Genomic DNA, 13,872 nt, shown 5'->3' on the forward strand with positions numbered 1-13,872 from the left:
CCCGACGGGACATTTCCCTCTGCTTCTTATACCCCTAATATAAACCGTTCCCAAGCTTTTAAACGGGTCTGCTCTTGTTTGGACAAAGGTTCCAAGGAGTCGACAGAATCTTACCCGCCCTTCCATTTTGTAACCGTTCTCTCAACGTACTATAATGGAAATAGCATGCACTCATCATACATAGAAGCCACGGCTTCCACCAGGAGGAGATTATTTTATGGCTCTTATGCAAGTTCGCTTTTTTTCGGATGTACTGGGAATCAGCACCTCAATGACTGTTATTTTGCCAGAGACCACTCATGGACAAATCGGAATGAAAGGACTAAGCAGCGATGGGCTTCATCCTACACTGTATCTGCTTCATGGCATGTCTGATGATGACACTATCTGGCTGCGCAGAACCTCGATTGAACGCTACGTTTCAAAGCTGGGTTTAGCCGTAGTTATGCCGCAAGTCGACCTAAGCTTCTATACAGATATGGCGGAAGGCAATCGTTACTGGACCTTTATCAGTGAAGAACTTCCTGCAAAATGCCGTTCCTTCTTCCCGCTCTCCAGCTGCAAGGAGGATAATTTTGTTGCAGGCTTATCTATGGGGGGATACGGCGCCTTCAAGCTCGCGCTTCGCCGGCCTGATATGTTCGCTGCGGCAGCAAGTCTTTCCGGGGCACTTCATATATCGGGTACCTTGATGAGAGAAGATGAAGAGTCGCAGAGGGCTCGCTTGTTCAGACGCATTTTCGGAACGGAAGGTCCAGCTGGGACGGACAATGATCTGATCCACTTGCTCGGGAATTTCCAGTCAGATGAACAGCGTCAATTGCTTCCAAGTCTGTATCAATGCTGCGGGACGGAGGATTTTCTATACCAGGATAATCTGATCTTCCGGGATGCCTGCCTTCGTGCGGGCCTGGAACTGACCTATAAGGAAGGACCGGGCGCCCATGACTGGGAATACTGGGACGCCCGAATTCAGGATGTATTGCAATGGCTGCCATTGCGTCAATCCTGATTAATCCATCGGTTCAAGCTCATAACGTCTCCGCTGCGCTCCCTTGTCGCGGCGGAGTTCTTTTTTTCCTCCCGTTCGATGCTGCGACCTCTTCCTCTGATTCTCCTTCGCATGCTGATACTTCAATTCCCGCTCCGTTCTCCGGTAATTATCCAGCCGTTTGCGTTCAAGCTCCCCTTTGCTGATTGCCGCCAGCACGGCACAGCCCGCTTCTTGCTCATGTCTGCAATCCTTGAATCGGCAGTCAGCAGCTAGCCTCTCAATATCAGCAAAAGCCTCGGCCCATCCCCCGTCCTGGTCTTCCCACAATTGGAGCTCTCTCATTCCGGGAGTATCGATCATTACCGCTCCTTGAGGAAGCGGGAATAACTCGCGATGAGTTGTCGTATGGCGGCCTCGGCTATCATCCTCCCGCACCTCCGTAGTCGCCTGCAACTCCTCGCCGCACAACCAGTTCAGAATCGTTGACTTTCCCGCTCCAGAAGAGCCTGTCATTGCGATCGTGAGCCCTGGCTTCAATAGAGCTTCAAGCTGCTCCCTCCCTTGGTTTTCCTTGGCGCTGACAGCAATGACAGGAACTCCGGGCGCTATCGCCTCCACTTCCGCGATAATAGCATCCGGCTCCTCGGCGAGATCGGCTTTACTGAGCAGAATGACCGGGTTGGCGCCGCTGTTCCAAGCCATAACCAGGTATCGCTCCAGTCTGCGCAGGTTAAGGTCATGGTTTAATGCGGCCACAAGCAAGAGCAAATCAACATTAACCGCAATCAATTGCTCTACGGGCACGGTTCCAGCGGAACGCCGCGAAATTCGGCTACTGCGGGGAAGCAAGCCATGTATAATACCATCGGGCGTCGTCCCGGTTAAGTATCTTAACAAGACCCAATCCCCAACGGCCGGAAAAGCGCTTCGTTCTTCAAGCTCATATTTTTGCCTTCCCGACAGCTCTGCCCAACCCTCCCCGCGCTCGGAGACGATCTTGTATTTCTGCCCGTGATCTGCTGTGATTCGGGCCGGGAATATCTCATCCTGAGACTGTTCCGCGAAGCTTGACTCCACTCTTGTATTCCAACCATACTTGTTAAGCCATTCATAGCGGGTCTGGATATTGTGATTTTCATTTTCACCTGTATGCATTTTCAATTCGATTCCTCCAAATGGTTATTTTCGTCCTTAAATCAACACAAAAAAGACGCAGGCCATCTACCTGCGTCCTCTGCTTCGCAATTCATCCAACTTATCGAATGAGCGAAGAGCATAAAAAACCGCAGGGGCCAAGGCGCCCCTGCGGTAGTATTATCATACAGAAATAACGCTCGAACACAGATCCAGGATCAGTTCAAGTCTGCAATTCCCGATGCAAATAGCTTACCCTATCAGAGGCTCTAAACGGTACGACAAGCAACAGTTCAATCGAATATGTCATTCTGCTCATAGTAACAGCCTCCTTTAACAAACATTTTCTTAATCATAATGAACGGTTATTTTATTTGTCAAGCCCGAGTTTGCAAATCGTTCAAAATCGATACGACTTCGTCCAGCTCATGCACGGCATGAAGCGGCGTTACATCCGTCATGGTCTCCGGCCATGCATGCTTGCGTTTCAACCATATTCCGCGGATACCTGCCCTGGATGCTCCCCAGATATCATTAACCGGATGATCCCCTATGATTAGCGTCTCTTCCGCCTCTGTACCCAGTTCTTTCAAAGCCAACTCATAAATTTGCTGGTCAGGCTTCTTCATCCCATGATCTCCGGAGACGATAATAGCGTCAAAATAATCCCGCAGCTCAAGCCGATCGATCTTGCCATGCTGAACAGCGCTAAGCCCGTTTGTGATTACGCCTAGCTTATATCCCGCTTCCCGGCAGGCTTTCAGTGTATCCAGCGCATGGGTCATAACTCGGGCATGCTTCATGTAATGCTCGTTGTAATAGGCCTGAACCTCGGGCAACGCTGGCTTGACGCGCCATGGCAGCCGCTCGATCAATTCAAGAAAAAAGCCATCCTTCGGCCGATAACCATCCGCATCACTTTCGATCATATACGCAACAATTTGCTCCAGCTTCTCCTGATCCTGTTCGCTTAGTAGCTCTCTAACCAGCTGGCGGGAAAACTCCCGAAAGGTCCAGTCGCGGTCCATCAACGTATTATCCAGATCGAATAATAATCCTCTAATCATCTTGTTCTCCCCCAATATCTCCCGGAATTCTATTGTTTCTCTCTACTTTTATTGTAAGTCTTCTGTCAACCTGTAAACGACAAAAATAGCGCAAATCCGTCATTCAGATCCGCGCTTCAGCTATTCTTATTCGACATATATCTAAATAACTGGCAGCTTTAAGCGATAAATTTACACGACTTCCTTCCGATGCGTTAACAGCATTTCCTGATCTGTAATGTACAGCGGAAATGGAGGAGCTTCCTTCAGAAAATGTCCGTCCATCAGCGTCTTGATATCGACTTGAAACGGCGGAGCATGCTTAACGACAGGCATTTTCCCCGATTCTTCTACATAAGAATCAACTGCTCTTTGGACCAAATCCAAATAATAAGGAATCTCTCGTTCATGCTCTTCGAAGATTTCAAATGTTTCCGAAGATAGATAGAACTTCTGTTCACTCAACCCCCCTAAATATCTGACAAGCCGGCTTAGATCAAGGCTCTTGTCCGGAAGTACCAATGTCTTGCGGTTAATTCCCTTTGGCATGTCCATCTCATATTTCAGAACAGCTCGTTTGAGCTCCTCAAGCGTTACGTGTACGGCAGGAGGGGGACCGTCAGCGGGAATAGATTTGCGTTTTTTATTCCAAAAGAACATATCGCATCAACCTCCTATCTCCATTTCTAAGACAGCAAACGCTTTCAATACTATTATATCCTAAAATTTTAAATATGAACCTCGAACGCAAAAACGTCATACAATAGTCAAAAAATATTCGGCTGCGCCTAACAGGCTGCTTCTGGATATTCTCCTCCGTTTGCGGTAGGATGGAACTGTTTCAATAACTCACAACTTAGGAGGCCCCTATGCAGGACGTTATCATTATCGGCGCGGGTCCGTGCGGACTGTCCGCAGCTATTGAATGCGAACGGCGCGGTTTACATACCCTTGTGCTCGAGAAAAATTGTGTTGTTCATTCCATCTATTCCTATCCGACTTTTATGCAATTCTTTAGCACTGCAGAGCTGCTGGAAATCGGTGATATTCCTTTCGTTACGCCTAACGAGAAGCCTTACCGGCATGAGGCTCTTGCCTATTACCGCCGGGTCAGCGAGCACTATCAAGTACCGATCGCCGCTTATGAGGAAGCCACTCGCATTGAACGGCAATCTGACGGCAGCTTCAAAGTATATTCCCGGACAAGACAGGCTGAAGAATGGGTTTATGATACGAAATACGTCGTGATCTCTACCGGCTATTTTGACCACCCCAACCTGCTAGGCATTCCGGGAGAAGATTTGGACAAGGTCTCCCATTACTTCCAGGAGGCCCATCCCTATGCGGGGATGAAGGTTGCGATCATTGGAGGCAGTAATTCTGCCATTGACGCAGCCATGGAATTGGCGCGTGTAGGCGCAGAAATTACGGTGGTGTCCCGCGGGGGGACCCTTTCGGAATCAGTGAAGCCATGGGTAAGGCCTCTCTTCGAGGGTCTTGTGAATAAGGGAAAAGTTCAGCTTATGCTGGGGGCAAGAGTAATGGAAGTCAGACAGAGCGAAATTGTCGTTGAATCCGTTGGCCCAAGCGGCCGGACGACGACAGTGCTTCCAAATGACTTTGTATTGGCGCTAACCGGCTTCCGGCCGGACCGCAAGCTGATGCTGGATGCCGGGGTCGAAATGTCCGGCGAGATGGAGAAGCCCGTCTTCCACCCGGAGACGATGGAATCCAATGTACCCGGCATATATGTAGCAGGTGTCATAGCTTCCGGACGCAATGCGAACGAGGTATTCATAGAAACAGGAAGAGGACACGGTCGTCTGATTGCCGATCATATTCTGAGCAAGACCGGCGCCCGTTCATGATGAACCAGGTCGATCTGATCTCTCTTTTCCTGCTCCTGATGACAGCACTTGGGATCTTTAGCGGCAACATGCCGATCACCATTGCTATGCTTGTTCTCTTGATGGTCCGTGTGCTTCAGCTGCATTTTGCCTTTCCATGGCTTGAAAAATACGGCCTAACCATCGGAATCATCATTCTGACCATCGGAGTAATGGCTCCGGTTGCGAGCGGAAAAATTTCGCTCCAGACCCTGTGGGCTTCCTTCTTTCATTGGCAATCGCTTCTGGCGATTGCCGTTGGCATGCTCGTAGCCTGGCTGGGCGGCAGAGGCGCTTCCCTGATGGGAAGCCAGCCGACCGTTGTTGCGGGGCTATTGATCGGAACCGTGCTCGGTGTCGCCTTCTTCAAGGGCGTGCCTGTAGGGCCGCTCATCGCCGCCGGCATCCTCTCCCTCATCATCGGGAAAGGATAGCACAGCTAGGTTCATTAAGCATTTAAATGCTGAATATTATATAACTGCGCGTAGACACCATTCTTTTGCATCAATTGCTCATGGGTCCCCCGTTCAGCTACGGCTCCATTCTTCATGACGACAATGAGATCGGCATGTGTGATCGTAGACAGGCGGTGAGCCACAATCAAAGTTGTCCGGCTTCGGGACAGGTTTTGCAGGGATTGCTGGATCAGATGCTCGGATTCTAGATCCAATGCGGAGGTTGCTTCATCCAGGATCAGAATCGCAGGATCCTTAAGGAAGACTCTTGCAATCGCAATCCGCTGCTTCTGTCCCCCCGACAGCTTCACTCCGCGTTCACCCACCTCGGTATCATACCCCTGGGGTAGCTCCAGAATAAAATCATGGGCATTTGCCGCCTTGGCTGCCGCAATAATCTCCTCTTCTCCCGCTTCCGGATTGCCGAGAGAGATATTATCGCGCACGCTGCCGCTGAACAGGAAGTTCTCTTGAAGCACCATGCCAATCTGATTGCGCAAGCTCTCCATTGTCCATTCCCGGACATCCCTTCCCCCTACGAGTATCGTGCCCTTCTGAACATCATAGAATCTTGGAATCAGACCAACCAGCGATGATTTGCCGCCTCCACTCATGCCGACCAACGCAACCGTCTGTCCCGGACTTGCCTGGAGAGAAATATTTTTCAGCACCCATCCTCCCTGATCCTGGTATTGGAACCACACTTGTCTGAAGGCTACGCCATGCTTGCCAGCCGGAAGAATAGCTGCCCCTTTCGCATCTGTCATGTCATAAGGCTCCTCCAGCAATTCCAGCACACGCTCCCAGGAGGCCGAAGCTTGGGTCAGAATCGTTGAGGAATTGATCAACCGCTTCAACGGCGCATACAGTCTGTCCAAATAACCGAAGAACGCAACAAACGTGCCCAGCGTCAAATTATGCTGAATGACCTGATAACCCCCATAGCCGATAACCAGCAGGGGGGCGATATCCGTCAAGGTGTTAATCACAGCGAAGGTCCAGGCATTCCAGCGGCTGTGAGCAATCGCCTTATTGAGGTATTTCCCGTTGATCCCTTCAAATTGGCGGGCCTCATGACGCTCCAGCGCAAAGCTTCGGATGACCGAAATCCCCTGGATCCGCTCATGAAGATAAGCTTGAATGCCTGCCAGCGCAGCAGAACGTTCCTTGGTCAGCGCCTTCAAACGCTTGTATAATATTTTGACCGCTATAGCATACAGCGGAAAAATCGATATGGCGACCACCGTGAGCACCGGATCAAGATACACCATAAACCCGAGCACAAAAATCAATGTGAATAAATCCAGCCATACATTCATCATGCCGACTTCGACAATGTTCTTTGTCTGCTCCGCATCATTGATGAATCGCGATATGACTTCTCCAACCTTCGTATTCTGATAGTAACGGAGCGATAAGCGCTGGAGATGTGCGTAAAGACGATTGCGCAAATCGAACAAAATCCTGGACGTGATCAATTGGGCAAAATACTGTCTTGCATACTCTACCGGTCCCCGCACGATCACAAACAGAATCAGCGAGCCTGTCAGCACCCATACCAACCTTGAAACCTGCTCCTCCAGCTGAAGTGCGGAGTTAAGCAGCACATCGTCGACAACGTATTTCTGCACTAAAGGCAGCAATGCCGGGATTCCGAATTTCAATATCCCAATAAACAGCGTTAGCAGTATCCATTTCGTGTAAGGCTTAACAAATTGAAAATAGGCTTTCCAATGCTTCAATCTAGATTCACTTCCCTTTCTGTCTCTAATCCTGATGTTCGAGAGGCCTTTCTTCGTACTTTTTATGCTTCGCGGCAAGCCGTGCTGCATATTCATCCAGCCTTCTCCGGATCAGCTCGGGAGTCAATCCCTGCACGCCAAGATCCTCCCAACCTTTATATACCCCTGGAGGGCCTGGAAGCACCTCGACCAAACACAGCATATCCCAATATGGATCTGCGGCAAGTAGAGAGGCGCCGGGAGCAGCTAGATACGCTTCCAGGAAATCATCGGCCGCTTGCACACCGTACAGCTGAACCAGGTTGAGCCGGCAATGCCCTGTATCGATCCCCGCAGGTCCCTCGCAAGCATTAATCCAGTCTACAATACCGCTGATAGCTCCCCCTGCCCACAGCACATTGGCCGGGTGATAATCACGGTGTATCAGGCAAGGGGTATATTCTGGCCTCGGGCCTCTTACCGTATCCAGAATACAACACCAGGCAGACGGCTCCTCCGTCCAGGCCGGAACTTCAAGCGCATCCAGTGATACATATGTAAAATAATGCCACGCCATCTCACGGGCAGGTGCTCTATGAAGTCTGGCGATGGCTTCACCAAGCGCCTGAAGCCATGCAGAGGAGGCTTGTCTCTCCAAGATGACTGTCCCTGGAAGGCAGCTCATCAGCACAGCCGGATAACCGCATTCCCGTCCATCCGGGTCGGAGGCAATCCAGACCGGCGCAGGCATGCCCGCTTCGCAGGCCGCCAAGAGCGCTGCCTTCTCGTGCAACGGCAGATTGGGCTCCTCCTTGATCCACGCTTCATTCTGAATGATTCTCATTACCCACAAGCAGTTCCCTGCTTGATTATCGATAGCTATTTCCAGCCGAAAGACAACCGATGAGATTCCTCCCTTAAGCCGGGTGGCTTGAACTAGCCTGCTGCCTGGCCCTGCCTGACGAAGCACCCAGTCCAGTGCTCTTGAAGAAGGCTCATGCTTAAAGTCTCGATCTGTACTTTCCATTAGTCCTCCCCTGAACAGGATGAGCCTGCTCATTTTTGTAAGATGCTGTATTTGTAGGTTCAATAATGATATACTCCATATTAACATGAAAGGGTCTAGCAGCAGCTTGACCTTACGTAATTTAGGAGGACACCCATGTCACGACGTTTTGTAATCGAGGCCGTGATGGTGGCGATATACGGCGAATTGCTGATGCCTCAAGCACCAGTAGAATATATAGTTCCTTACACCACCGTCATGGAGCTCTATGAGTTCCGTAACAGCCCGGAGCCTTTGATGAACGATTCTGCGGATGATCAGCATGTGAAGCAGAAGATCGAAGAGCTGATCGCTTATCTGGAGGAGCCGTTAAACCGGAAAAAGCTGGAGCGCTGTCTTACCGTGCCCTGGTCCAAGAGTCCGTCCATTCTCTTCGGCGAGGAAGTTTCGTGGACCGTCGTCAACGCGTTGGACAACGAAATGTACGGCGAGTTGCTCGATCCGATAGAGACAGAGCTTGTCCTGACCGCTCAGCGGGAGCATGCCCCGGTGCTTACGGATCAACTGGAGTTGATCCGGAGAATCATCGAAGTGGAAGCCCCCGTACAGATATTCGATATCGGCGATTTCGAATATGCGATGGAGGGCCCCATCTTCAGCAATCAAGGCTAACAGAGGTAGTCCAAAAAGTCGTCTTTGGATCACGAGGTGATTCAAGAGATGACTAACAGATTAATGCTCAAAAAATAGCACAGGGCAGAAGTGAGATCGTTCTGCGTCCTGTGCTATTTTAATTCGGCCGCTCAAGCTATGCCGCTCCCTAAGAATCACTGGCTCTGATAAGCATCGGCAGATGCCGCTGATTCCGGTAGATATGCATATTCAATGTCATCCTCACCGGCGTTATAAGTAACCTTCAAATTATAGCCGTCGAGATACCACTTATCATGATCCTCCATGTAAAACGTGATGCCTTCCGCTTCAGAGGAAATGCCCGGAGAGATTGGCTCATCTGCCTGTATGCCAAGCGAAAATCCCGGGTGAATGGCTCCTCCGGCACTATAGCGCGCAAACAATCGGACAGACTGCCCGGACTTCAATCCCAATTCTTGCTTGAACCAACGGGCCGCATCGCTTGTAACCTCGATCATCTCGATCCCTCCTTGTTGTTTCCTTTATTTTAGTCCATTTTTGCCGATTTGCAAAAAAAAGTTTGACACCTTAAAGAAAGCGGTGTTAAAATCGTCAACATACGAGATTCGTCTTCAATTAATTACCATGCAGAAAGGGTGATCCTGGTGTTCATGATTCAACATTTTCCCGCTCCTGTATATGCGGGCACGCAGAAACTGAATACCAAAGTAACCCCTGCTGGAGTGAATCTGATCGGTTCATTCGGCTTCTAGCCTGGAAAGGCTGTGAACCGGCATCCCTATTCGCGCGGTTACTTGACATTGTCGTGTAACGTACGCGGAATCTAAATGATGGATTTTGGGCATATCGTTCTATGACGATATGCCTTTTTGCTGTTCTCAGGGGATTCAGCAGAGGTTCAAAGAGAAAAAAGAAACATTACTCAAGGAAGAGGAGGAAACCTCGCTATGTTTTCAGTCCTAAAAAATTTAAGCTGGTTCTTCAAGCGTGAGCAAAAGCGGTACCTGGTTGGTCTGGTTCTGCTCATCGTGGCAGGAATCGCAGAGCTTGCTCCCCCGCGTCTGCTCGGCAATGCAATCGACGATATTGCCACAGGGTCCATTACCGGGCAATCGCTGACCACCTATATTGTACTCATTCTGGTCGTTCTGATCTTCATCTATCTGATCACCTACATATGGATGCATAAATTGTTCGGAGGCTCGAACCTGGTAGAGCGCTTATTGCGCACCCGTTTCATGAATCACCTGCTCGGTATGACACCGCCTTTCTTCGAGCGCAACCGCACCGGCGATCTGATGGCCCGGGCAACCAATGACCTGCGTTCCGTCGCGGTCACAGTCGGCTTCGGAATGCTGACCCTTACGGACTCCACCGCTTACCTGTCGGTGATCTTTATCGCGATGAGTACATTGATCAGTTGGAAGCTGACGCTTGCCGCGATTATCCCGCTTCCCTTCATTGCCCTGGCGATGAAGATTTACGGGAAGATCATCCATGAGCGCTATACTCTTGCTCAAGATGCCTTCGGCGATATGAATGACCAGGTGCTGGAATCGGTATCCGGCATCCGGGTGATTCGCGCTTATGTTCAGGAGCGGAATGATGAGAAGAAATTTGCGGATATTACCGAGGATGTATTCCGCAAAAACTTGGCTGTAGCCAAAGTGGATGCCTACTTTGAGCCGACAATCCGTCTCTTTGTAGGACTCAGCTATGCGATCAGTCTGACCTTTGGCATTTATCTCGTATTCAATAATGAGCTGACGCTTGGTGAACTTGTCTCTTTCAATATGTATTTGGGGATGATGATCTGGCCGATGTTCGCCATTGGTGAGCTGATCAATATTATGCAGCGCGGCGGTGCCTCGCTGGATCGTGTTAACGAAACCTTAAACGTGCGTCCCGATGTCATGGATCCTGCTGAGCCTGTCTCTGTTGACTCACCGGATACCATCGAATTTGATAGCCTTACCTTCCAATATCCAGCTTCAACGGTTACGAATCTTGATCATATCCAGCTATCTGTTGCAAAAGGCCAGACGTTGGGCGTAGTAGGCAGAACCGGCAGCGGCAAGTCAACCTTGCTTAAGCAGCTGCTGAGAGAATATCCGGCCGGCAGCGGTAAGCTGACGATATCCGGGGTTCCGATTGATCAGATTGCTCTGGATCAGTTGTATTCTTGGATCGGCTACGTTCCTCAAGAGCAGATTCTGTTCTCCAAGAGTGTCCGGCAGAACATTCAATTCGGCTGCAAGGATGCTTCCGACGAAGTAATTATGGAGGCAATCCGGACCGCGGCGTTTGAGCAAGATCTTGAGACATTGTCGGATGGGCTGGACACTCTGGTCGGTGAGAAAGGGGTTGCCCTTTCAGGTGGACAGAAGCAGCGTGTCTCTCTCGCCCGCGCTTTTATCGCCGAACCGGAGATTCTGATCCTGGACGACGCGCTCTCTGCCGTCGATGCCCGTACAGAGGCACGGATTATCGAAAATATCCGGACCAAGCGTTCCGGCAAAACCACGCTCATTTCTACACACCGCCTGTCAGCCATTGAGCATGCCGACTGGATTATTGTCCTGGATAAGGGACGGATTATCGAACAAGGCACACATGAACAGCTGTTGAAGCATGGCGGATGGTACCTTGAGCAATATGAACGACAGCAAGTGGAATCGAACCTGACCGACTAAGGAGGTGCCCGTCTATGAACAACCAAACGGGAAAACGACTGTTCAAATATGCATTACATGCCAAAAATACATTTATCCTGGCGCTGGTTATGTTAGCTATCGGCGTAGCTGCCGAACTGGCAGGCCCATTTCTGGCGCGCGCCATGATCGATGACCATATGCTGGCCATCGAGAAGCCGTTCTATGAAACAGCGTCTTCAAGCAAGGAGACGGTCTCTTATGACGGAAGACAGTTTAAGCGGAGTGACCGTTTTGCTCCGGAGGAGGCCAGGGGCCCGGAGGTTCGAGTGCTGCAGGTTGGCCGTTCCTTCGTACTTGTTGAGGGCGCCATTCCCGAAATATCCGGCGAGCGTTCCTTCAAGGATGGAGTCCTGACTTTATCACATCAAGGCGAGGTGCAGGAATATCCCGCAGTCCGGTTGGATTCTGTCGGGGTCTTCTCCTTCTATAAGCCAGAAATTCCGGGTATTCTGAAGCTGATTTCCTGGTACTTGGTATTCCTCGCTGTTTCAATTCTGATGGAATTCGGGAAGACCTATTGGCTACAATCATCAGCAAACAAAGTGATCCGCAAGCTGCGGATTGATGTCTACGCCCATATTCAAAAGCTTCCGGTGCACTTTTTCGACAATCTGCCAGCCGGGAAGGTCGTATCCCGGGTCACCAACGACACTGAGGCCGTTAAGGATCTGTTCATCGCGGTGCTGGCGAACTTCTTCTCCGGCATTATCAATATGATCGGCGTTTACATCGCTTTATTCATCCTTGATGTCCGGCTCGGCCTGGTGTGTTTGTTTGTTGTGCCGATCCTGTATGCCTGGATTGTGCTTTATCGAAAGTTCGCGACCAAATACAACACGATTATTCGCTCGCGGTTGAGTGAGATCAATGCAATTATCAACGAGTCCATACAGGGAATGTCCATTATCCGGATTTTCCGGCGTCAGAAGCAGACCCGTGAAGAGTTTGAAAATCTGAACAATGATTACATGAGTCACAGCAACAAAATGCTTAATCTTAATGCCTTTACCTCTCACAATCTGGTGAACGTGATTCGGAGCTTGGCATTCGCAGTTGTGCTGTGGTATTTCGGCTCAGCCCAATTAAGCGGTGCCGGGATCATCTCGCTTGGGGTTCTGTATGCCTTCGTCGATGTCCTCGGCCGGCTGTTCCAGCCCATGACCGGGATGGTCAATCAACTGGCTGCGCTTGATTCCTCCATGGTATCGGCAGGACGTGTGTTCAAGCTGATGGAGGAGCCTGGCGAAGATGTGACAGATGGCTCCATGCCGCGCTACCGCGGCAACGTCGAGTTCAAGGACGTCTCCTTCGCTTACAAGGAGGATTTCGTATTAAAAAACATTTCCTTCGAAGCCAAGCAAGGCCAGACTGTCGCGCTGGTCGGTCATACCGGCTCCGGCAAGAGCTCCATTATCAACCTGCTGTTCCGGTTCTATGATCCCCAGAAGGGTACGATTACCATTGATGGTAAGCCGGTCAAGGAGCTGCCCAAGCAGTGGATTCGCCAGCATATGGGAATTGTACTGCAGGATCCGTATTTATTCACCGGGACCATTGCTTCCAACGTCAGCCTGGGCGATGAACGCATCACCCGCGAGACGATCCAGAAAGCGCTCGATGACGTCGGCGCAACGCGAATCTTGAGCCATTTGCCGAAAGGGATTGATGAGCCGGTCGTGGAAAAGGGGAGCACCTTATCCGCAGGCGAACGGCAGCTGATCTCCTTTGCCCGGGCATTAGCCTTTGATCCGGCCATCCTCATTCTGGATGAAGCTACCGCAAACATTGATACCGAGACGGAAGCCCTGATCCAATCGGCGCTGGAGGTGCTCAAACGAGGCCGCACGACCTTCATTATTGCCCACCGCTTATCGACGATTCGCAGCGCGGACCAGATCTTGGTTCTGCATCGCGGACAAATCGTAGAGAGCGGCACGCATGAAGAACTGCTCGCGCTCGGCGGACGCTATTACAAGATGTACCGCCTGCAATCGGGCAATGCCGATCCTGCCGCAAGCATAGCTGCTGCATCCGTACAGTCTGCGGTTAATCAGGGATAGTTGAATATAGCGCATCATATAACGAAGGGCTGCCCCTGAAGTTCATGCATCGCTCCATTCGGTGCAGTTTCATGCAATTGTGCAGCAACAGCCAATATAAAACCAACTAATGATTTTGCCGCGTGACGGAAGGCAACGTGTGAAGTATGCTTACGATCGCTGTTGTTCACGGATTCCTTTGATTGAGTAAAATCTGAAATGG

Annotated in this window: 13 protein-coding genes; 6 read left to right on the top strand and 7 right to left on the bottom strand. The window is 50.5% G+C overall.

From position 1 onward, the window contains the following. Nucleotides 1-217: 217 nt before the first annotated feature. Entirely contained in the window at nt 218-1,012 is a 795-nt protein-coding gene (locus KQJ23_RS16755; protein ID WP_216480053.1) for an alpha/beta hydrolase, read from the top strand. Here KQJ23_RS16755 and rsgA read toward each other — a convergent pair whose 3' ends face one another. From rsgA to KQJ23_RS16770, 3 genes are all read right to left on the bottom strand, one after another. Further along, a complete protein-coding gene (gene rsgA / locus KQJ23_RS16760) occupies nt 1,013-2,149 on the bottom strand; it encodes a ribosome small subunit-dependent GTPase A (protein ID WP_216480076.1) in 1,137 nt (378 codons plus the stop codon). A 356-nt stretch (nt 2,150-2,505) separates the two neighbouring features. Next, a complete protein-coding gene (locus KQJ23_RS16765) occupies nt 2,506-3,195 on the bottom strand; it encodes an HAD family hydrolase (protein WP_216480054.1) in 690 nt (229 codons plus the stop codon). 171 nt (nt 3,196-3,366) lie between these two features. Then, a complete protein-coding gene (locus tag KQJ23_RS16770; RefSeq protein ID WP_216480055.1) occupies nt 3,367-3,834 on the bottom strand; it encodes a DUF3939 domain-containing protein in 468 nt (155 codons plus the stop codon). A 209-nt stretch (nt 3,835-4,043) separates the two neighbouring features. Here KQJ23_RS16770 and KQJ23_RS16775 point away from each other — a divergent pair, with 209 nt between their 5' ends. Together KQJ23_RS16775 and KQJ23_RS16780 are read left to right on the top strand one after the other, a co-directional pair. After that, on the top strand, nt 4,044-5,042 hold the full coding sequence (locus KQJ23_RS16775; RefSeq protein ID WP_216480056.1) for a YpdA family putative bacillithiol disulfide reductase: 999 nt from the start codon (nt 4,044-4,046) through the stop codon (nt 5,040-5,042). After that, the gene (locus tag KQJ23_RS16780; RefSeq protein ID WP_216480077.1) at nt 5,042-5,494 is read left to right on the top strand and encodes a DUF441 domain-containing protein; all 453 of its coding nucleotides are present in this window, start codon (nt 5,042-5,044) and stop codon (nt 5,492-5,494) included. Before KQJ23_RS16775 ends, KQJ23_RS16780 begins: the two co-directional genes overlap by 1 nt. Before the next feature lie 14 nt (nt 5,495-5,508). Here KQJ23_RS16780 and KQJ23_RS16785 read toward each other — a convergent pair whose 3' ends face one another. Together KQJ23_RS16785 and KQJ23_RS16790 are read right to left on the bottom strand one after the other, a co-directional pair. Next, nucleotides 5,509-7,257, bottom strand: coding sequence for an ABC transporter ATP-binding protein (locus KQJ23_RS16785; RefSeq protein ID WP_249529839.1), 1,749 nt, complete (start codon nt 7,255-7,257; stop codon nt 5,509-5,511). A gap of 25 nt (nt 7,258-7,282) precedes the next feature. Continuing rightward, a complete protein-coding gene (locus tag KQJ23_RS16790) occupies nt 7,283-8,263 on the bottom strand; it encodes a phosphotransferase family protein (RefSeq protein ID WP_216480057.1) in 981 nt (326 codons plus the stop codon). Between the two features lie 135 nt (nt 8,264-8,398). Here KQJ23_RS16790 and KQJ23_RS16795 point away from each other — a divergent pair, with 135 nt between their 5' ends. Next, complete coding sequence (locus tag KQJ23_RS16795; protein WP_216480058.1) at nt 8,399-8,914, top strand: ADP-heptose synthase; 516 nt, start codon at nt 8,399-8,401, stop codon at nt 8,912-8,914. Nucleotides 8,915-9,069: 155 nt separating this feature from the next. Here KQJ23_RS16795 and KQJ23_RS16800 read toward each other — a convergent pair whose 3' ends face one another. Then, entirely contained in the window at nt 9,070-9,393 is a 324-nt protein-coding gene (locus tag KQJ23_RS16800; RefSeq protein WP_216480059.1) for a HesB/YadR/YfhF family protein, read from the bottom strand. Between the two features lie 450 nt (nt 9,394-9,843). Here KQJ23_RS16800 and KQJ23_RS16805 point away from each other — a divergent pair, with 450 nt between their 5' ends. Further along, nucleotides 9,844-11,589 (top strand): ABC transporter ATP-binding protein, encoded by a 1,746-nt coding sequence (locus KQJ23_RS16805; protein ID WP_216480060.1) that lies wholly within the window; start codon nt 9,844-9,846, stop codon nt 11,587-11,589. Nucleotides 11,590-11,603: 14 nt separating this feature from the next. Continuing rightward, nucleotides 11,604-13,670, top strand: coding sequence for an ABC transporter ATP-binding protein (locus tag KQJ23_RS16810; protein WP_216480061.1), 2,067 nt, complete (start codon nt 11,604-11,606; stop codon nt 13,668-13,670). Between the two features lie 14 nt (nt 13,671-13,684). Here KQJ23_RS16810 and KQJ23_RS16815 read toward each other — a convergent pair. Continuing rightward, a partial coding sequence (locus tag KQJ23_RS16815; protein WP_216480062.1) for a hypothetical protein occupies nt 13,685-13,872 on the bottom strand: 188 nt, incomplete at its 5' end.

It is taken from the genome of Paenibacillus brevis (assembly GCF_018919145.1).
GTDB classification, from domain to species: Bacteria; Bacillota; Bacilli; order Paenibacillales; family Paenibacillaceae; genus Fontibacillus; species Fontibacillus brevis.

What these genes read in the sequence shown, in the direction of transcription:
- KQJ23_RS16755 (WP_216480053.1), top strand. Translation starts at nt 218, where the DNA reads ATGGCTCTTATGCAAGTTCGCTTTTTTTCGGATGTACTGGGAATCAGC.
- rsgA (WP_216480076.1), bottom strand. Translation starts at nt 2,149, where the DNA reads ATGCATACAGGTGAAAATGAAAATCACAATATCCAGACCCGCTATGAA.
- KQJ23_RS16765 (WP_216480054.1), bottom strand. Translation starts at nt 3,195, where the DNA reads ATGATTAGAGGATTATTATTCGATCTGGATAATACGTTGATGGACCGC.
- KQJ23_RS16770 (WP_216480055.1), bottom strand. Translation starts at nt 3,834, where the DNA reads ATGTTCTTTTGGAATAAAAAACGCAAATCTATTCCCGCTGACGGTCCC.
- KQJ23_RS16775 (WP_216480056.1), top strand. Translation starts at nt 4,044, where the DNA reads ATGCAGGACGTTATCATTATCGGCGCGGGTCCGTGCGGACTGTCCGCA.
- KQJ23_RS16780 (WP_216480077.1), top strand. Translation starts at nt 5,042, where the DNA reads ATGAACCAGGTCGATCTGATCTCTCTTTTCCTGCTCCTGATGACAGCA.
- KQJ23_RS16790 (WP_216480057.1), bottom strand. Translation starts at nt 8,263, where the DNA reads ATGGAAAGTACAGATCGAGACTTTAAGCATGAGCCTTCTTCAAGAGCA.
- KQJ23_RS16795 (WP_216480058.1), top strand. Translation starts at nt 8,399, where the DNA reads ATGTCACGACGTTTTGTAATCGAGGCCGTGATGGTGGCGATATACGGC.
- KQJ23_RS16800 (WP_216480059.1), bottom strand. Translation starts at nt 9,393, where the DNA reads ATGATCGAGGTTACAAGCGATGCGGCCCGTTGGTTCAAGCAAGAATTG.
- KQJ23_RS16805 (WP_216480060.1), top strand. Translation starts at nt 9,844, where the DNA reads ATGTTTTCAGTCCTAAAAAATTTAAGCTGGTTCTTCAAGCGTGAGCAA.
- KQJ23_RS16810 (WP_216480061.1), top strand. Translation starts at nt 11,604, where the DNA reads ATGAACAACCAAACGGGAAAACGACTGTTCAAATATGCATTACATGCC.